This window comes from Pedobacter ginsengiterrae, assembly GCF_039537385.1.
Classification (GTDB): domain Bacteria; phylum Bacteroidota; class Bacteroidia; order Sphingobacteriales; family Sphingobacteriaceae; genus Pedobacter; species Pedobacter ginsengiterrae.
In genome coordinates, this window is the sequence record NZ_BAABAK010000003.1 from 519,941 (window position 1) to 540,262 (window position 20,322).

16 protein-coding genes and 2 pseudogenes are annotated in these 20,322 nt (G+C 37.5%); 8 read left to right on the forward strand and 10 right to left on the reverse strand.

The window, feature by feature from the left end; translation table 11 throughout:
- Positions 1 to 3: 3 nt before the first annotated feature.
- From ABD692_RS04315 to ABD692_RS04355, 9 genes are all read right to left on the reverse strand, one after another.
- Positions 4 to 2,871: a glycosyl hydrolase gene (locus ABD692_RS04315; RefSeq protein ID WP_344765244.1), complete on the reverse strand. Its 2,868-nt coding sequence runs from the start codon at positions 2,869 to 2,871 to the stop codon at positions 4 to 6.
- A gap of 10 nt (positions 2,872 to 2,881) precedes the next feature.
- Positions 2,882 to 3,715 (reverse strand): sugar phosphate isomerase/epimerase, encoded by an 834-nt coding sequence (locus tag ABD692_RS04320; protein ID WP_344765246.1) that lies wholly within the window; start codon positions 3,713 to 3,715, stop codon positions 2,882 to 2,884.
- Positions 3,716 to 3,718: 3 nt separating this feature from the next.
- Positions 3,719 to 4,534 carry a phytanoyl-CoA dioxygenase family protein gene (locus ABD692_RS04325; protein WP_344765247.1) on the reverse strand — a complete coding sequence of 272 codons (816 nt, stop codon included), beginning with the start codon at positions 4,532 to 4,534 and terminating at the stop codon, positions 3,719 to 3,721.
- 58 nt (positions 4,535 to 4,592) lie between these two features.
- Positions 4,593 to 5,360 carry a 6-phosphogluconolactonase gene (locus ABD692_RS04330; protein WP_344765248.1) on the reverse strand — a complete coding sequence of 256 codons (768 nt, stop codon included), beginning with the start codon at positions 5,358 to 5,360 and terminating at the stop codon, positions 4,593 to 4,595.
- Positions 5,361 to 5,370: 10 nt separating this feature from the next.
- Positions 5,371 to 6,570 (reverse strand): N-acetylglucosamine-6-phosphate deacetylase, encoded by a 1,200-nt coding sequence (gene nagA / locus ABD692_RS04335; RefSeq protein WP_344765250.1) that lies wholly within the window; start codon positions 6,568 to 6,570, stop codon positions 5,371 to 5,373.
- 44 nt (positions 6,571 to 6,614) lie between these two features.
- Positions 6,615 to 7,253, reverse strand: a complete 639-nt coding sequence (locus tag ABD692_RS04340; RefSeq protein WP_344765252.1) for a carbohydrate-binding family 9-like protein — start codon at positions 7,251 to 7,253, stop codon at positions 6,615 to 6,617.
- A 129-nt stretch (positions 7,254 to 7,382) separates the two neighbouring features.
- Complete coding sequence (locus tag ABD692_RS04345; protein ID WP_344765254.1) at positions 7,383 to 8,963, reverse strand: RagB/SusD family nutrient uptake outer membrane protein; 1,581 nt, start codon at positions 8,961 to 8,963, stop codon at positions 7,383 to 7,385.
- Positions 8,964 to 8,983: 20 nt separating this feature from the next.
- Positions 8,984 to 12,112 (reverse strand): SusC/RagA family TonB-linked outer membrane protein, encoded by a 3,129-nt coding sequence (locus ABD692_RS04350; protein WP_344765255.1) that lies wholly within the window; start codon positions 12,110 to 12,112, stop codon positions 8,984 to 8,986.
- 224 nt (positions 12,113 to 12,336) lie between these two features.
- Positions 12,337 to 13,680: a sugar MFS transporter gene (locus tag ABD692_RS04355; RefSeq protein WP_344765257.1), complete on the reverse strand. Its 1,344-nt coding sequence runs from the start codon at positions 13,678 to 13,680 to the stop codon at positions 12,337 to 12,339.
- 693 nt (positions 13,681 to 14,373) lie between these two features.
- Here ABD692_RS04355 and ABD692_RS04360 point away from each other — a divergent pair.
- From ABD692_RS04360 to ABD692_RS04395, 8 genes and pseudogenes are all read left to right on the forward strand, one after another.
- On the forward strand, positions 14,374 to 14,541 hold the full coding sequence (locus ABD692_RS04360) for a hypothetical protein (protein WP_344765258.1): 168 nt from the start codon (positions 14,374 to 14,376) through the stop codon (positions 14,539 to 14,541).
- A gap of 558 nt (positions 14,542 to 15,099) precedes the next feature.
- Positions 15,100 to 15,429 (forward strand): ArsR/SmtB family transcription factor, encoded by a 330-nt coding sequence (locus ABD692_RS04365; protein ID WP_344765260.1) that lies wholly within the window; start codon positions 15,100 to 15,102, stop codon positions 15,427 to 15,429.
- A 54-nt stretch (positions 15,430 to 15,483) separates the two neighbouring features.
- Positions 15,484 to 15,951, forward strand: a complete 468-nt coding sequence (locus tag ABD692_RS04370) for a DUF6428 family protein (protein WP_344765262.1) — start codon at positions 15,484 to 15,486, stop codon at positions 15,949 to 15,951.
- 126 nt (positions 15,952 to 16,077) lie between these two features.
- Positions 16,078 to 16,446: pseudogene (locus tag ABD692_RS04375) on the forward strand (GNAT family N-acetyltransferase); the annotation flags it as partial.
- A gap of 11 nt (positions 16,447 to 16,457) precedes the next feature.
- A complete protein-coding gene (locus tag ABD692_RS04380; protein WP_344765264.1) occupies positions 16,458 to 16,877 on the forward strand; it encodes an arsenate reductase ArsC in 420 nt (139 codons plus the stop codon).
- Positions 16,878 to 17,110: 233 nt separating this feature from the next.
- A pseudogene (gene arsB, locus ABD692_RS04385) lies at positions 17,111 to 17,934 on the forward strand (ACR3 family arsenite efflux transporter).
- A gap of 34 nt (positions 17,935 to 17,968) precedes the next feature.
- A complete protein-coding gene (locus ABD692_RS04390; protein ID WP_344765266.1) occupies positions 17,969 to 18,385 on the forward strand; it encodes a VOC family protein in 417 nt (138 codons plus the stop codon).
- Positions 18,386 to 18,964: 579 nt separating this feature from the next.
- Positions 18,965 to 19,510 carry a M949_RS01915 family surface polysaccharide biosynthesis protein gene (locus ABD692_RS04395; protein WP_344765267.1) on the forward strand — a complete coding sequence of 182 codons (546 nt, stop codon included), beginning with the start codon at positions 18,965 to 18,967 and terminating at the stop codon, positions 19,508 to 19,510.
- A gap of 97 nt (positions 19,511 to 19,607) precedes the next feature.
- Here ABD692_RS04395 and ABD692_RS04400 read toward each other — a convergent pair whose 3' ends face one another.
- On the reverse strand, positions 19,608 to 20,138 hold the full coding sequence (locus tag ABD692_RS04400; protein ID WP_344765269.1) for a hypothetical protein: 531 nt from the start codon (positions 20,136 to 20,138) through the stop codon (positions 19,608 to 19,610).
- Positions 20,139 to 20,322 lie beyond the last annotated feature (184 nt).

Genomic DNA, 20,322 nt, shown 5'->3' on the forward strand with positions numbered 1-20,322 from the left:
TATTTAAAATAAATTTACTGGACCGATCAGGCCCATTGATTGAAGTGGTTGTTCTTTTCCCTTATTGTTTGTCCAGTACTGTGCTGTAGCATTTTCAGTTAGTGATTTCATATAGTTAACCATTACAGTTGTAACTTTAACTTCTATTTGATTAGTACCTGCCTTTAGTAAGTTTTTAATGAGATAAGCCCTGCGTCCGTACCAGCTTACATCTAAAGTTTGTCCATTTACAAGGAGAGTAGAAATGCCACTTACCTTTCCTAAATCCAGATAAGAGAAATCTGTAGCATTCGATAATTCCAATACATATTTATAAGAAACCGTACCCGCGAAATGCACAAGATGGGGTATATCCTTTAAATCAGTAAGCTTTAACATTTCCTCGTTTCGGGATGTTCCGTCCATATGTTTAAGTTTCATTTGCCAGGCAGATTTTAAGCTGAGTGCATGGTTGGGTATCTCGGGGACAGGTTGCCAGTTTTCACCATCTTTATCCTGATTGAAAACAATAATTTTGGAGTCTGCCGGGAAGAGCTTTATTTTAAAATTTCTATCCTTTAAATTCAGTTTAAATTTATTACCATTTGCCGCATCCCAAATCCAGGCTTGCCTTTTGTCTGTAATTTCGGGCAAGAATGTAGCATCGAAATCGATACTATTGTGACTACTCGAATTGTTAATGATAAAAACTTCAGCATCATCAGACTGGTACCTTACCTGTGTTACAAAAGTATTCGGAGCGGCAATTTTTACGTAGGGCTTAATATTGTAATCGTTTTGTACACTTTTGTACCAATCTTTAAAATTAGATGCGGGCTTAGCTAAGTATATAAACTGTTTAGGATATTTTTTTAATTCCGTTATCCATTTTTGTACTTCCAGATCATTTTGCTTGTGATTAAACCATCCTAAAGATTGCTGAGGATAAGCTTCGATACAAAAAACCCGCCCTCCTGCTTTAACAAAATCGTATATTTTTTTTGCTGTTTGAGGTAAAATACTCTTCACCTCTATTAGGAACAGCGTATGATATTTTCTTGAGCCATAATTCATCCAGCCATTCTTAAAGTCGGCATCTGCAATTATCTGTTCAGAAACATAATCACAGGCATTTCCATTCTGGTGTATCGATTCCCAGATTAGCAATTGATAAGATGGTGTAACCCTATAAGGGAATGGTTCCATTTGTGCGCCGACTTCGCTCCACATATCGCCAGTAGGTGCCATTATTGCTATATCAGCAAAAAAAGTACACTGTTGTAATAATGCAGATTGCCTTGCCCTATAATCGGTATAGTGCTTAAAATACGGCCACATTGTATTTTGTTCGTTAAAATAACCGCCGTAGGTTATCCAACCAGGAAAGGCTGCATTTTTTGGAGAATAATTAAATCCATGAAAAATGGGATGAGTAATCCCTGAAATAGTACTTTGATCTCCTGCAATTTTAAAAAGCTCTAAAGATTCGTTAAACACCATATCGGTATTGGTTAACTCTTCAGAACTAACCAGTTTTTTTCCTTTTAGATGAGCTGCGGATGAGACATACTTATTAATCATTGTATTTCCTCGGCCAAGATGCCAGGGATATTTAGTAAAGTCTTTTTCAGATATTTCTTCCCCAATGCCATATTTCATCCAGGTTTCACCTTCTGGTATGTCGATTCCAAAACTGCCTTCTAAAGGAAAATGACCTCTACCATAAGCTTGTGCTCTCGATTTTATTTTATTATCAGTGCACCATTTACTAAAATTGTTCGAAAACCTTTCTCTGAAGAGTTCTGCTTTCGTATATTCAAAATCGTACCTCATCCTGCTTAACATGCGCTCCATTTCTGGACTGGTTTTCACATTATAATTCAAGTCGGTTGTATTTCCCATTCTGCCTGTTTTAAAAAGTAGAAATGGTAAATAAGGATACAGATCATATCCTCTACGTTTTTGAAATTCCAAGCGCATATCGCCAGTCCAGTTTGCGCCTTCCATTTCTAAACTATCTACAAAAAAAGAACGAATAGAACCTGCAAGGGGACCGATTCTATCCTGAATAGATCCAGTGATTTTGTTTAAATATTTCTGAACTGCTTTTTCATTATAATGATTTAATACTGGTCCGCTACCGCCTGGAGCGCCCTGTATTACTTTCATAAAGCCATCGATCTTTACCAATGCATGAACTGCAAATTTACCTTCGGGCAAATCAACCTTTAGTACATTGTCTGATATTTTCGAGGTTACGTTTTTAATCTGATTTATGCTAATTAATGGATCGGGAACAATGTTTACTTCTAAAATTTCTGGTTTCCTACCACTATAAGGGCTTAAAGTTGCTGGATCGGCCTCTTTTAAAAGATCAAAAAGAGATATTTCTGTTTTTAACGGACCTTGCAGTTTTTTAACCGCAACTACCACTACCTGAGCACGTTCTTCGCCTTCTAAAAATTCAGCACCGAAAGGAAATCCAGTTCCAGCCAAAAGATCGCAGGTCATATCCAGCCTTTTAGCCTCTTCTAAAGTAAATTTCAAAAGATCTATCCATTCTTCACTGAGCCACTCAACAGATCGAATGCCCATATTATCGGTATTTGAAGGAAATGAAATCGGACATATTTCTACGCCACCAATTCCTGCATCTTTTAAGAGTTTAAGTTCTCTGGCCAGTTCTGCTCTTTCTATTTTATTTCCATTCCACCACCAACGAACAAATGGTCGGTAAATATTTGATGGATTTTTAAATAGCTGATAAAAATTATCATTTCCATAACTGGCTAAACCATTAAAAATAGATCTGGAAAAAGCATTGCTATTGAACGTTAAAAAACTTGCCGCAGAAAAAACAGCGCTCTGCTGCAAAAAAGATTTTCTCTTCATATTGTTCCTTTTAACTGTATCTATTTTTCAAAAAATCTTTCATCCATATATTCAATCTCCATTGCTCCTCAGTTGAAGAGATTGTTCTATCTCCCTTTGTAAGATACGGAGCTGGCCCAAATTCTGTGGTAATCGAAATGGGTTCATTTTTTTCTCTTCTATCGGCCACCCATTTATCCCAAATTTTCAAGTGGGCCTCTAAAGCCTCTTTGTACTCTTCTGCAGCGGGATCCCAAACTTGTGGCCCTTGGGTATGCCCTACTCTTGCATGAATATGGCAACTATGTTTAATTGCCTCACTTACGGCAAGCTGCTGATCTTCTAAATAACTTTCAGAAACACAAAACCAATGAGAAACATCGAGCGTTAAGCGAATAGTGTTGTTTTTCATTAATATCTCTCCTACCCGATGTGCTGCAAAAGACCATTTATTACGATGTGTTTCCTGATATACAGGTATATTAAATTGATCCTGAATCTGTTGGCATACTTCCAGACATTGCTGAATCTGATGATCGTTGAAAAACTCCCGACCAGTTTGTGCGCTTATAAACAATGGAGCTTTAATTCCGATACCGATTTCTATTAGTTTTATCAAGTCTTCTTGCAGATGGGTTAAATACAGTTCGAAGGTTTGATAAGGCCTAACAACTGCCATTACAATGGCGTAATCCAATTCGTAATGGTTGAGCAAATCGAGAACCTCTTTATAATTGCCCGATTCGGCAAATGGGAACCATTCTATTCCAGAATATGAAGCTTCTTTTACCTGCATTAAAAAGCTGCGCCAGGGAATATTTTCGTATCCCCATCTGGGAGATAAAAATCTTAAATCTGTATGCATAAGCTAATCCTGATAAATCAGCGGATTTTGTTCTTCACTATTCAGCAGATCTCCAACCTTAAGCGTTTTTAAATAACTTTCTGGCAAAATATTGGGTTCTCCGTTAAAGGTGTTTCCATCAGGCATGTACGCACAAGTCATTGCCCTTCTATAGCCACTGCTCATATTTGCACCAGCGCCGTGAATGGTTAAACCATTGTGAAAAGAACAGCTTCCTGCTTTCATACTTGCTGATACCGATACGACCTGAGCAAATTGTGGATAAGCTTCGAAAATACCGTCCATGTTTTTTCCAATACCTTTATTTTCGAATGAGGTTTCTTTAAAAGATGCAGGTATGAAGTATAAACAGCCGTTTTCAAGTGTTGCATCGTCTAATGCAACCCAAATCGATAAGGCTTTTCTATCAGAAAAAGACCAAAATGGTGTATCAAGATGCCAGGAAGTTGGGTTTGCCCAAGGGCGTTTGAATAAAGCCTGATCATGCCAAATCCTAATCCCACTTGCACCAGATAGCTGAGCCGCCATTTTTCCGATTCGTTTATCCAACATAATGTTTTTAACCTTATCGTTGGTTTGCCAAAGGTTAAGTAACTGATCAAAAACTTTAGAAAAATACTCTGAATCTTTATTTATACCATCATCCATACCCATTTTAGCTTCTTTGCCAGGCATTTTAAGTCCGTTTCTTTCTTTTACTGCTTCAGTAACCGCTTCACGCCATTCGGCTAATTCCTCAGGAGAGAGAAAATCTTCGATAACGATAAATCCATTAGATTGATAAAAGTTTATTTGCTCGGTTGTTAATTCGCAATTCATTTCTGTTGAGTTTATTTTGGTTAGAAAATATTAAACCTCAAATGCTCGTTCGAGGTTATTAAAATTTATTATCGAGTAAAGCGCTGCTTTGATCATCTAAAAACAGAACTGCCTGCTTATGAATTCTTAATAAGGTAGAAGGCAAATCATCGCTTATGTGCTGAGTTAATGTAAGCTGAACGGCTTTTGCCTTTTTTTCTCCTGGCACCGTGCAAAAAGCGTAAGGAGCTTTTAACAACGCGGGCAATGTTAAGGTTAGCGCATGTGTGGGTACCTCATCTAATTCTTTAAAGCAGCCATCATTTACCTGCTGTGTTCGGCACTGTAGATCGAGATCTACTCTTTTAACAAAATATGGATCATTTACATTAGCAACATGCGGATCGTTAAAAGCAAGATGTGTGTTTTCTCCAATACCAAGGCACACGATGTCCGTTTCAAATTTATTCAACAATTCGGTGTAGCGTAAACATTCTTTTTTATAATCAGCAGCATTACCATCGATATAATTAACCGAATGGAAAGGTACTTTGGTAAATAAGCGATCTTTTAAAAAATTACCAAACCCTTGCGGAGCATCTGCATCGAGACCTATATACTCATCCATATGAAAAGCATTTAACCTAGACCATTCTATATCTTTTTTGATAAGCGCCTGAAAAAATTCATTTTGAGAGGGCGCTGCTCCAAAAATTATGTTTACAAAATGTTGTTTGCTTAAAAGCTCATTTATTTTTCTACTCACGGCATTCGCCACAGCTTCTCCCATCAAATTTCTGCTCTCAAAAATCTTTACCGTAAGCAGGTTTTTTATAAATTCTTTCATTAAATTCTTCTTAGTTATTAAAATCGATTGCTGTATAAATTATTTCTCCTTTGATGATTGTCTTCTTTATATTGATTTTTTCATCAAAAATTAATACATCGGCATCTTTACCCGCAGTTAAGCTGCCTTTTGTATCCGAAATGCCCATTATGGTTGCAGGTACATTCGAAATCATCTTTACTGCTTCTAACAAAGAGATATCTGCCTGCTCTACCATTGTGCGAACAAGTCTATCGGCAGTTGCAACGCTTCCTGCAAAGGAAGATCTATCTGCCATTATAGCCACGCCGTTTTCTACAATTACCTTTAAGCCAGTATCCTTGTTTCCAAGAACGCTTTCTCCTTCTGGCATTCCAGCTGCCCGCATTGCATCAGTAATAAGCGCTATTCGCTCTGATCCTTTAATTTTATAAACTAACTTTAGTAATGGCGGCGGAAGATGTATCCCATCTGCAATAATCTCTACATCCATTGAATTGATTAAAAAAGCGCTTTCTATTACCCCAGCATAGCGATAAGTATTTCTTCTACTTACCCCAGACATTGCCGAATAAAGATGAGTTGCTAAACTGTAACCGTTTTCAACGGCTTCTACAACTTCTTCGTAAATTGCATCTGTATGGGCAATTGCCGCTATAATTCCTTTCGATTTTAGATATTTACCCATTTCAACTGCTCCTGGCAGTTCGGGTGCAACACTCCAGCGTTTAATAATATCCTGCCCATAATCAATTATTTCTTTATACTCTTCTATATCAGGGTTTCGGATGTATCTCGGATCTTGTGCACCGCTTTGATTGAGGGCAAAATATGGACCCTCCAGATGTAAACCAATAAATTGTGCACCTTGTGTATTTTTAAGCATTGCGCTTTTGTACAAATCAATTGCTTTTAGCAAATCTTGTTTAGAACAGGTTAACGTAGTAGGCGCCATGGCCGTTGTTCCATATTTAGCATGAGTTTGAGCAATTTTAAGATAAGCCTCTTCGGTTCCATCCATAAAATCATAACCACCGCCGCCGTGAATGTGAATATCAATAAAACCTGGAGCAATATAATTTCCTTTGGCATCGATAATCTCATAATCATTAGTTTCAATATCAACCTGACTTACCTCTTCTATTTTTTGATCCTTTATTAGCAGCGTACCGTTCTTTATAATGCGGTACGGAGTTATAATATGACCATTAATTATTTTAATATTTTTCATATGTAGATGTTCATTTCTTCTTCAGTAAACCTTGCGGCCTACTTTTAACTAAACTCAAGCTTTCCAAAGAATTGGGGCAAATGGAAATCAGGTTTTTTAGCTTCAATATTACTCCAGGCATAAAAATGTTTGTTCGGTAAATCATCACCACATTTAAAAAAATTCCCTAAGCCACTTTTTTGATTTAAACTGCCAATATTACTCTCTTCAAATACTTCGATTGGCAGCATTACCGTAACTTGCCACCTATATTTATTGCCACTATTTAGTGGAGCTGTTTGAATATTAATATGTGCATTTATCTTGTTTATCAACTTTTCATCCAATAGTTTTCGGTTTAATCTTCCTTCGCCATAACCTATTAAAGCAACGCCCGCACAGTTGATTTCGATGTTGTAATATTTTTTCTGTGACTCGAAAGCAACAAAAAACTCTACGCAATTATCTTTGTGAACCCGCCCATTTGTTTGGTGGGTAGCCAATTTGATTATATCTTCTTTTACATAATATTTTAAAAAAATTGCATCTCCAGAATGGGCAATAACAAAACTGGTATGGCAATTACTTTTAAACTCAATCCAAGGTTGATGACTAATATGATGTTGAGGCAATGTGTCTAATAGCTCTGATACTTCTTGGATATCAGAGCTTTGGCTAATAGAGGCTATTGCTGGTATCCGCATTTTTTATTAAAATTATTTTCTTCAAATTCATTGTAAGCTAACCTCTAAAAGTTGAGAGACGTTAATTTTTGAGAGCGGGCAAAAAAGCACTGATCAACCCCACCAGTGTTTTTTGCCTGTATGTGTTTATTATCGTATGTAACCTGGGTTTTGAGCCAATTTGGCATCTTTATTCAGGTCAATTTCACTTTGTGGAATTGGTAATAACTGATTATACGCTTGAACAGTTGAATTGTCTTTGAAATTCAGTTTTTTCAATCGATCTACCAATGTGCCAGTACGAGCTAAAGTCATTCTCCGATTTTCTTCACCAATCAGTTCTCTTACCCTTTCATCTAAAATAAAATCGAGTGTAATATCCGAAGCGGTTACCTGAGCAGCGTTTGCACGAGTTCTCAGCACGTTAATACTGATGGCCGCTTCTGCTAGTTTTGTTTGTTTAAACTGAGCTTCAGCAAGTAAAAGATAAGTTTCGCCTAAGCGCATCATAATTAAATCTTTGTAAGAACCGTTACCCGTTGGATCTGCATCAAGATAATGGTTCCATTTAGTTGTAGAGGGAACAATTTTGTAGAGTGTATCGGCAGCCAATGGAACTACCTTTTGACCAAATTTCGCATTTTTAGGATCGTTGTAATAGTAATCGCGATGAATATTATATTTAGAGTTACGCATGTCGTTACCTTTATATAATCCATTTATTACCCACGGACTTAAACGGATTCGGCCAATTCCACGACCACCAAGGGAATCGCACACTAAAAGTCCTGCAACGTTAGAATAGTAAGGAACCCAAACCCTTCTATGCTGATCTAAGCTCGAAGAACCTCCTGGAAGGTTGTACTCCATTTCCTGAACCCAGATGGCTTCGGTATTTCCTTGTCTGCGACGTAGGTTACCATCAACGAACATATCTGAAAAAGGATCGCCAGCAAGTGCCTTTTTAACGCCGTATCTTGTATTAACAATTGAAAACTTTTTGCTGTTAATTACATTTAAGCATTGTACCTCAGCAAGATCATTTTTACCTTGTCTTAAGTAAGCCTCGGCAAGTAGCTGTTGTGCAGCCTCTTTGCTTATTCTTCCTGGCTTCGATACCGCATCAATTGCAGGTAAATTTGTACTAGCGAAAATTAAATCATCATTAATCAGCGTGTTTAAACTCTCCAGATTTGCACGTACAAAATCAGTTTTTGGAACATCTAAAGGTTGATCAATTAAAGGAACTGATCCCCATAGAGTTACTAAAAAATTATAAGCATAAGCTCTATAAAATCTGGCTTCAGCCAGATACAAATTTCTTTGTGCCGTAGTTAAAACGCTGGTATTATCAGATGCGCCCTTTATAATTTGATTGGCATTATTTATCACCTTGTACGACCAGCTCCAATAATTTAGTGCAGCAGGACTTTCAGAATTTAGTAGTGCATAATTTTGAAAAGGCTCGGCCTCTCCAGCATCCAAACCGTTTAAAGCAACATCGGTTCCAACCTGGAAAACCGCCAGTAAGGATTGGGTAACCTGCATGGTGTACTGTTCGCGAACTGATGCTTGCAAACCTGCAATACCCGACTCCAAACCTGCAACATTCTTAAAGGTGGTTAGAGGGGAGTAAGCTGAATCAGATTTTTCATCCAGAAAGCTTTTTTTACAGGAAAGAAAGCTGGCTAACACTGGAAAAATAAGTACTAAAAAAGTTAATTTTCTCATGATTATTTCTTTTAATTTTTTTAACGTAGGGTAACATTTAGGCCAAAAACGAAACTTGATACCAATGGATATATACCATAACTAAGTGGTGCATTAGCAGCGCCTGCCTGGGTTGCATTTACGCTTAATTCTGGATCAAGTCCAACCCAATCTGTAAATGTGTGCAGGTTTCTACCACTTGCAAAAGCAGTTAAACTACCTAGTTTAAGTCCATTAAGGGTTTTCTCACTGAAAGTATAACTGATGGTTATATCTTTTATGCGGGTGTAATTTTGCTTACTTGGGTATGCATAAAGTCTTGGATTGGTAAATACTAACGATGGTTGTGTATTGTTTCCATTCTCTGGTGTCCAGTAAGAAACTTCCTGAGGGATATTAACACGCCCGCCGTAAGTTTGTAAGTTTAATAGTGGGTTGTTTACTTTTGCACCCTGCGAAGTTTGTATAAACACACTTAAGCTAAGGGCTTTATACCTGAAGGTGTTGTTCATACCACCAGTCCATTTTGGTAAACTTGTTCCCTGATAAATTTTATCGGCTTCTGTAATTCTATTATCGCCGTTGATATCAACAAATTTCAAACTTCCTGGTACTGCACCTGGATCTACTTTTGATGGATCTTCACCAACCTGCCATACACCAGCCAACTGATAATCATAAATTGCGTTTAAGGGTTTTCCTATAAACCATTTGTTTCCGATATCGTCTTTATCATCTCCATAAAGAGAAACAATTTTATTTCTGTTGGCAGAGAAGTTAAAATTACTAGACCATGTAAAATCATCTTTTTTAATATTAATGGTACTCAAAGTAACCTCAATTCCTTTGTTTTTTACACTTCCTAAATTGTCGAAAATACTAGAATAACCACTAATTGTTGGCAGCCTGCGACTTAACAATACATCTTTAGTACGGGTTTGATAAGCTTCGATAGTACCACTAATCCTGTTTTTGAAAAGGGAAAAATCTACGGCTAAGTTGCTACCTCTTGTACTCTCCCAGTTTAAATTAACGTTACCTAAGATTCCATTTGCAAGTAAAGAGCTCGAAACTAAGCCAATTGCAGTTACACCATTATATACATATTTAGTTATGCCTTGTGTGGTAATCGTTTGATAAACACCTACAGCCTGGTTACCTGAAGTACCATAAGATGCTCTAAATTTTATGTTGTCAATTTGCTTTACATTTTTAAGGAAGTTTTCATTAGATATATTCCATCCAATTGCAACTGAAGGAAATAAGCCATACTTGCTTGTTCCAGATCCAAATGCTGAATATCCATCTCTTCTCGCTGTTGCGGTAAACAAATATTTGCTCTTGTAAGAATAATTTATTCTTCCCATTTGAGATACCAATGCTTCTCGGCTATAAAAAGAAGTTGCTGTAACTACACTTGCGCCGCCAATATTATTAAATGATAAATCATCATTAATAAATGTTCTGCCAGTTGTGCCGTTGGTTGTGTATTGTTTTTCCTGCGCACTGTAAAGCGCTGTTACATCTAAATGATGGTCACCCCAGTTTTTATCGTAAGTAAGAATATTCTCAACAATCCAGCTGTTGGTTTCGGCATTGCTAAGTCCAGCGGTGCCACCAAATGTATCTCCAGCATCAACGCCACTGTAAGTATTAGTTCTCGAAGGTAAAAACGCGTAATTTGCGTTTAATCTGTACTTTAATCCTTTTATAAATGTTGGTTTTACTTCTGCATAAAATATTCCATTTAGGTTTTTATCTCTGTTAATTACGTCAGAATTCAGTCCAAGTAAAGGATTTCTAAAATTGGTTTCGGAGAACATTGGAAAAATTGTATAATCGCCGTTTGCCTCATATTCACGACCATAAGGACTCATTTGCATCGCTGCAGAATACCTTACGGTTCCTCCATCTGTATTATTATTTGCAAAAAATATAGATGTTCCAGCTGTTAACCAGTCTGTTAGTTTTGCATCCAAATTTGATCTGAAAGATGCACGATTGTACTGGTAACCTTTTAAAACACCTTTTTGCTTTTGATAAGCACCAGATACAAAATATTTTATACGCTCACTTCCTCCAGAAATACTAAGGTTATGATCCTGAATAAATCCATTTTGAGAAATTTCCTTCATCCAATCGGTTGTTTTACCCGCAGTATAATTCTCAATTTCGTATTGATTTGGTACAGGTGTAGCCGTCGGTGCTTGATTTCTTTGCTTTAAAAAATCAAGATATTTCTGAACATACTGTTCCGCATTCAAAGGTGTTAAAGTTTTATTTTGAAATTCTGGTCCTGCGTACGCGCTGTAGCGAATTGTTGGTTCTCCTGTTTTACCTCTTTTTGTGGTAATTAAAATTACACCACTAGAACCTCTTGTTCCATAAACAGCAACAGCAGAAGCATCCTTCAAAATCTCAATTGATTCAATATCATTTGGATTGATATCATTCATCGAGCCACCAAGATTGCTAAAAGGTACTCCATCAATTACAGTTAAAGGTGCCGTATTTGCATTTATAGAGTTTACTCCCCTAACCAATACACCTGCCGAGCTTCCTGGCACTGAAGATGTTTGTGTAATTTTTAAACCAGCTGTAGCACCTTCCATAGCATGAAGCACATTGGTTACTGGTAATTGCGACAATCTTTCTTTTGGTACCGAGCTAACTGATCCAGTAATATCAGAGCGTTTCTGTGTTCCGTAACCAACTACCACTACATCATTTAAATTATACTTATCATTATCTGGTTTCATTAGCACATCTATAACAGTCTGGTTCGAAACTGTTATAGTTTGGTCGGTAAAACCGACATAAGAAAACTTGAGTAATGCGCCCTTTGGTGCACTTAATTGGTAATAACCTTTGGCGTCAGTATAAGTACTTATTTTAGTTCCTAATACGGTTACAACAACCCCCTGAATCGGCCCGCCTTCATCCTTTACTGTTCCTTTTATCTGAACATCATCAAATATTGATTTGATTAATGGTTTAAAATTCGACTTGGTGGATGTAGTTAAATCAGCATTTTTTACAATTGTTAAATTATTTGCTGATGCATTTGCACAAACTAATAGTAGCGGTGCAAGGAAAAAATAATTTTTGATCTTCAGTACCTTGTAAAAGTCGAAAAAATAGGATGCCGCTGGCATTATTTGTTTTTTCATTTTTTTTCGTTTAAGAATTGAATGGTTAGTTAGTATTAATTCAGGTTCAAGCCCTGATTTATTGGCAACAGGCTTATTTCTTAATGCCAGTTATGCATTAATGGCCTATTTAATTTTAGATGTGAGTTAGCTGCATTTTATCATTTTTGATTTAGTGTTTGGTTTATATTGTTTATTGGTTAGTCTAATTAGTGCTTCCAAGAGGGTGAAAATTAACCCTGCATTTATTTATTAATTTTGATCAATCGCCATGAGGTGATCCTATGTCCGTAAAATGCGTAAAACATTAAATACAGATAGCAAGGAAAGAGTATCCAATAAGCTGCTCTTTCATTGTATAAATCGGCCACATAGCCATATAAAAGAGGAAAAATGGCGCTTCCGCACAAAGCCATAATTAACACTGAAGAGCCAACTTTTGTAAACCGCCCTAAATTATTTAGTGCAAGTGGCCAAATCCCAGCCCAAACCAGAGAATTAGCTAAACCAAGTGATACGATGAACCAAATAGAAATATCTGCTTTGTGCCCTAAAATGATATAGCTGCCGTGACTATAAATAATTAGCAGTGTTAACGCCGCACCAATTAATGTACAAGCACGCAATACATTTACTTGTGAAACATATCGTGGGATCAGGATTATGCCAGATACATAACCAATAATTGTAGTGAAGAGTGTGTATGATGGGAAAACTTTAGCTTCTAAAATTTGGATTCCCATTGAATTTGCATAACCTATAACAGTATCAATGGCGATTACCTGAGTTCCAACGTGTAGAAATATGGCTAAAACACCTAGGATGAGATACGGGAAGTGAAACAGATGTTTTTTGTCTGCGTTGATAACCGAGAGTTCAGAATTTTCTTCTTCGGTATTAATTTCCGGCAGCGGAGAATACCTTATAAATCCACCCGAAATGGTTAAAACGATACCTAAAGTTGTATAAGGAAAAATAACCCTTCGTACCAACTCATCAAGAAAAGCACTTCGCTCCGCCCCTCCCATTGTGTGAATTCGACTTAAAACCTCACTATCAGTTACTTTAAATATGACAGATGCAAATATTAAAGGTGCAATTAACCCCGCAGCTTTATTACATATCCCCATTATGCTGATACGTTTTGCGGCTTTATCTATAGATCCTAATATGGTTATGTAAGGATTGGCCGCTGTTTGCAGTATGGCAAGACCACAGCCAATTGTAAATAACCCCATTAAAAAAATGCCATACGTTCTAGTTAACGCTGCAGGAATAAAAATAAAAACACCAGCCGCCATTATCCAAAGCCCAAACATAATTCCCTTTTTAAAACCAACAGATTTTAATAAGTATGAAGATGGAATAGACATTACGAAATAGGAAATATAGAATGCAAAAGCAACTAAATAAGATTCGAAGTGAGTGAGCTCGCAGGCTATTTTAAAATAAGGAATTAAAATTGCGTTTACCCAAGTTACAAAACCGAAAATAAAAAACAGTCCTCCTAAAATTAAAGTAGAGATGAAAGTTTGTTTCTTGGTTAAACTTCCTACTTCAACAATATTTATATTTTTCCTTATTCTCATTACCCTATTTATAATTAATAATAATAGTTAAAACAAACAACACAAATAGTGTGCGTACACGTAACTATTGTAAAAAAATTTGTGCTTTATTGTGGAGTTATATTTGGTCTTCATTAACTGACTTAAAAACACGACCGTTAACGTACACGAATATAAAAACTTTTGTTTTAAAAAGCAAAAGGTTTAAAAGATTTTTTTTAGAAGTAATTTGGATTAGAACAAAACATATAGCATTTGAGCTACAGTTAATGTTGTTTTCTCTAACGATTCAGATACAAATAAGTTTAACGCAAATACTTGTTAAAGGAAGATCAAAATGTCCGTGAAGACTCATTAGCTGAACAAAGACAAAAAAGGGGTATTAATACAAAAAAGCCAACTGGCACTTATGGATGAAATTAACAGGAACCAAGAGAGCTAGAAGAAGGGAATCTATAGTTCTTAGTTTAAGAATTAGGTAATAAAAGTTATGAATTGTACATCCTAGAGCTGTAGCCCTACTTGAAACGATATACAACATTTGGGTAAAACAAAGTGCCTAAATTTCCGTTAATATAATATAAAACATTTATTATCAAACAGATATACAAAAACATACACGCTGCTGTATGTAAAAACCATCGATACTCGACTTCTAGCCAATAAGCCGAACTCGTTGAGTTTCGATGATGTACCATTTAAAAAGGAGAGATTATGGAAAAGGACTTAAAAAAAGAATTTAGTTTAAAACAGGCTATTGTGAGATACCAAGATTTTATTGGAAATGCCCGCCAGAAAAAAACGCTCTTCGCTGGTATGGTCAATAGCTTTCTGGAAAGTTATAAGAAGAAAGTTTTATCAAAACAGCTGACTAAAGGTTAGTTATTAACTATAAATTATTGCTAACGACAGGGCCATCAAAATATTTGGCTTTGTTGTATTGGCAACCCAGAGTTCGAACAATATTTAACTTGACACTTTATCTGACCAATTAGATTTGCAGCCGCTTACTTCAATTCTTTACCAATATCTAACATAGTTAATACAGAAAGCCACGACTAGAAGTGGCCATGGCTAAATGATCCTCAAATCAAGTTATGTATATTTAACCTAAAGAATTTAGACACAATTAAACCGCTTGGTTTTTAATTTAACACAATATTTTAGTCCAAGCAGATTTATAACTGAAAACATCCGTTGCACTGTAAACAAAGTCGAGGTCGAGTATATCCTTTAAACGTCTGCAAAAATTATCTGCGGGGATATAGTCTGAAAGTTGAAAGCTGATGAAAAGCTTTTCCTGATAGTTCTTCTTACCTTGCATAAGCAAAAATACAAATTATATAATTGATAGTCAGTTGTTTAAATAAATATATCGTAAAATAACGATAGATTATTTGTATATCAATAATTACAATCGTAATATTGCGATATAAAATTATGGGACTTACAAAGACAGAAATATTCACGCAGGAGCAGAACGAGCTTTCAACACTTTTGAAGGCAATTGCACATCCTGCACGCATTGCGATTTTGCAACAGATCATTTCTGCGAATGCTTGTATATGTGGTGACCTCGTGGAAGAACTGGGCCTTGCGCAGGCAACGATCTCACAGCATTTGAAAGAGCTGAAAAATGCGGGTATCATACAGGGAACGATCGATGGGGTGAAGGTCTGCTACTGCATAGAACCGAAAACGTGGAGCCTTTTGCAAAAGCTCTTTGGAGATTTTATGGGATCCTATGTAGCTCCCAAGGGCTGTTGTTGACCCTTTTTTTTAAGTGAATCTATCGCAAAATTACGATACATAAATGGAGAATATATGAGACTATCAGAAATCAAAACCGTCTTGGCAGCAGCTGAATCAGTTAATTTCCAAGTAGAAAACGGAGAAACCGTACCAGAGCATTTCCATGTAACAGAAGTAGGTGTCATCACAAAAGACTTCATCGACTGTGGAGGAAAGGTGCGCCATGAGAAAGTGGCAAACTTCCAGTTATGGGATGCAGATGACTACGAGCATCGCCTGAAAGCGGGAAAATTGCTGAACATCATTTCTCTATCGGAAAAGGTATTGGGCATGGAAGACCTGGAAATCGAAGTGGAATACCAATCTGGAACCATTGGAAAATATGATCTTGGTTATGATGGAACGAATTTCCTGTTGCTTGCCAAACAAACAGCTTGCCTTGCTAGGGAAGCTTGTGGTGTTGAAGAAACACCAAAAAAGGGAATGGTCAATCTGGCTGGTGTGGCGAACGGTTGTACTCCTGGTGGCGGTTGCTGTTAATCCTTTGTTATGGAAATAAGAAAACTATTGCCATCGGATTGGAAGCAGGTTAAGTTAATCTATGAAAAGGGTATTGCAACGGGCAATGCCACTTTCTAGAACAGCGCACCCTCTTGGGAAGAATGGGACAGCTCGCATCTTAGCACTTGCAGGATTATTGCTGAAGAAAATGGAAGTTTGATCGGATGGGCAGCATTGACTCCCGTTTCTTCACGTTGCGTATATGCCGGGGTAGCTGAAGTTAGCGTATATGTTGACCCCGAGCAATCTGGAAAGGGAATTGGGCTTGCACTTTTAGAAGAACTTGTTGCCTTGAGTGAGATAGAAGGAATATGGACATTACAGGCAGGTATATTTCCCGAAAACACCGGTAGCCTTCGCATCCATGAAAAAGCAGGCTTTAGGACGCTCGGCGTTAGAGAAAAAATTGGAAAGCAGAACGAAGTTTGGAGGGATACGGTGCTTTTGGAAAGAAGCAGTAAAACAATCATTTAACAATAAAATTTATGAAAAAGGTATTAGTGCTCTGCACAGGGAACAGTTGCAGGAGCCAGATTGCTGAAGGTTATTTAAGATACTTTGCAGGAGATAAGGCGGAAATCTACAGCGCAGGAATAGAAACACATGGTGTAAATCCAAAGGCCATCGAGATAATGAAAAGGGATGGAATAGACATTTTTGGACATACCTCCAACAACATTGATGAATACATGGGTATCGATTTCGACTACGTGATCACCGTTTGTGATAATGCAAAAGAAAGCTGTCCCTATTTCCCCACCAATGCAGTAAAGTTCCATTATAACTTTCCCGATCCCGCCAAAGCTATCGGAACAGAAGAAGAAGTGATGGAGCAGTTCCGTGAGGTAAGGGAGATGATCCGCAAGTACGCACAAAACTTTGTTAGCGAAAACTTAAAGCGCTGATGTCTGCAAATAATTGTGCACCCATAATCAAGCGGAAAAAACTGGGTTTCCTTGACCGTTACCTCACCCTTTGGATATTCTTGGCGATGGCAATTGGTGTCGGTATTGGCTACTTCATACCAACATCATCGAACTTTATCAATTCCTTTTCAAGTGGAACAACGAACATACCACTGGCCATCGGACTGATCCTGATGATGTATCCCCCGCTTGCAAAGGTGAGATATGAAAAGATGGGCGAAGTGTTCAAGGACACAAAAGTGCTTACTGTTTCACTGGTGCTCAACTGGATCATCGGCCCGCTTCTCATGTTTTTTTAGCAATAACTTTTTTAAGGGACTATCCCGAATATATGGTGGGGCTGATTTTGATCGGACTTGCCCGATGTATTGCGATGGTCGTGGTGTGGAATGAACTCGCAGAGGGTAACCGTGAATATGCGGCAGGGCTGATCGCTTTGAACAGCATCTTTCAGGTATTGTTGTACAGCGTTTTTGCCTATGTTTTTATTACCGTTCTTCCGCCATATTTTGGACTTAAAAGCCTAGAGATAAATATTACAATTGGCGAGATTGCCAAGAGCGTGGGCATTTATTTGGGTCTACCGTTTGCAATGGGCATTATCAGTAGATACTGTCTGATCAAACTGAAGGGTGAAGATTGGTTCCAGAACAAGTTTGTACCGCTCGTATCACCAATTACGCTGATAGCGCTATTGTTTACCATCTTGATTATGTTCAGCCTAAAGGGCAACCTGATCGTTCAGATACCGATTGATGTGGTTCGCATTGCCATACCTCTTGTAATCTACTTCTCCATTATGTTTGTGGTCAGCTTCTTAGCGGGCAAATACTTCGGCGCAGATTATTCACGAAGTACCTCGATTGCCTTTACGGCCACGGGAAACAACTTTGAACTTGCAATTGCTGTTGCTATCGCTGTATTCGGAATCAATTCTGGTCAGGCATTTGCAGGAGTGATCGGCCCACTGGTAGAAGTTCCAGCGTTGATTGCACTCGTTAATCTTGCGTTCTGGTTCCGCAAAAAGTACTACTAAATTCAGTAACTTTAAGTTATAGGATAAAAAACGAATGGTCAATTTCAAGAATAGTGTTCCAGCGCTCCCTGCTGTCAGCATTAAAAAGGCTTTAGACTTTTACCAGTCAAAAATGGGCTTTGTTGCTCGCCACCAAGAAGAAAGCTTTGCCATATTGGTAGGTGGAAGTGTTGAAATCCATCTTTGGCAGGCGTGCGACAAAAGTTGGAAGTTGAGGAGCCTGGCACTTTTCTCACCACTTATCTGGTCTGGAGCAGAAACTTTCATCGCAAGTATGGCAAGCTGTAGGGTCGAGGTCGAGGGAATTGATGAACTCTATCAGGAATATAAACTAAAAGGGGTGCTTCACAGCGAGGATTCGGTTGTTGAGCACCAGCATTGGGGCTACCGCGACCTGGCAACATTGGATCTCTATGGAAACCTTATCACCTTTTACGAAGTAGTAGGTTAGTCAACTAAAAACATTAAGTAAAAAGGTCAATTCTCGACTTGAGAATTGACCTTTTTTATTGAATATGGATATAAATCAGTAAATACTAGTTGTGCAACAGCTACGCACCCTGGTACCAGCGGAAGCATTTTCAGCATCATAAAAACTTTGCTGCATCAGCTTCAATTGCTGATAGCAGTTCTTTTATTTTTTCAAATTTCTCCATAGTAATTCAATACCGGTATAAAGCGCTTTAGTTTCGATAGCGAACTTTTTAGGCGAGCAAAAACAAAATATATTTAATGCAAGCAATTTGTGTGATTTTGTATGAATGTCCGAAAAGTCTGGGATAGTGCTGATCTATCACTAAAAACAAATCAGAGAAAATTATCTTCAAATTAACCCTGAAACTAAGTATTGAAAATTTAAATTTGCCAGACATTAAACGTGGACTTTCACTCGCTAAGAACTAATAATTAATACAATTTCACCTACCCAGCAATGAGCACTGCCAAATTCAGATGGTTTAATCATCTAATCCTTATATCCCTTCTCCTAGCCTGTTCACCTTTTTTAAGCTTTTCCCAAACCAGTAATCGGATGATGAAATCCGAACATGCGCAAGTAGCTGAACAACTCGAGATTAATCCGAAGGAAATTTTCATGGTCTATGGCTTAAGTGATGCTAGCGGAGACTACCAAATAGCCTTTCTGGAAAAAATTTTCAACATTAAAAATAAAGACACTACAAATAATAGCATTGAAGCAATAGCCTTCCGGGCAGACCATGGCGGAAACCTCATCCACTGGTCTATTAAAGATGAGAGAAAAAGCGAAAATGAGGAGACCAATATCTGGTTTTGGACCAAGTACTGTTCGTTTAAAGATTTAGATGGAGACAACCGAATTGACCCAATCATTGTTTATGGAAGTAAAGATGGAAATGGTTACAAAAGAATAAAAATCATTACGATTTATAAAAATAAAAAGTATGTGATCAGGGCAATTGAAAGCGAAATGGATTTAGGCAGGCATTTCATTCAGGACAAGGAAATCAATGTCCTTCCTTTGACCATAAGGAAATACCTACACTCACTTTTGGAAGCCATTCGCAAAGGCCAGGGAGTGCTGTTAAAAAGCGGCTAGAAAACACAAATTTCGAATTAAAGAGGACTTTGGTAGGATCTGCAGATATTATTGATCAATGATTTTCTATATTAATTTTGCAGCGACAACTTTGACATTATAGATTGTCCTCAATCAATTTCACTGCCATTAGCCATAGCCCTCGGTCCCCTTTGTTAAGTCTTCTAAGGAGGGCTAATTTCTTCTTCAAATATTTTTTTGCTGCCCGCTTATCGAAGGTTAAAACCCATCCAATATTATCAATCAAATCTGCGTATTTGACGCTCTGCGCCCTGCTGCTGATGGTTATTAACCTTTCAGCTTCAAGCTGCTTTCGCTCGTTTTTTTTCAATTCGCCAAAGGCAGAAGCTGTGTATACATCGGTAAGCTCTACAACGCAAGTCGTTATTATCTCCGAATCTTTATGGGAGTAACCAAATGACAAAAGCGCTTCTCGTAATGCTTCAGCAGTTACTTCAGTATCCTCTAAAAGATCGTGGCATAAACCAATTTCACCGCCCAAACGAACCACTCCCCCTGCTAGGGCTGCAACAGCGGAGAGATGAGTGAAATAAGGGTAGCCGTTCTTAGGAATAACTTGGCCTTCGTGCTGTTCCCTAACCCAATTGCGCAATAATTCAATTTCCATTTTATTTAGTTCAAATATAAAATCCAACACTATTCATCAGACAAAAAATAGTTCAACTATGAACAAAAAAAATGATGCGCAATAGCCACAAATTATTCAATCACCTTCAGTTCCATATATCAAACAACAGCATATCTTCTTTAATGGTTTTTTTCATCTGTACTATTCTAAGTAGCCTGCAACT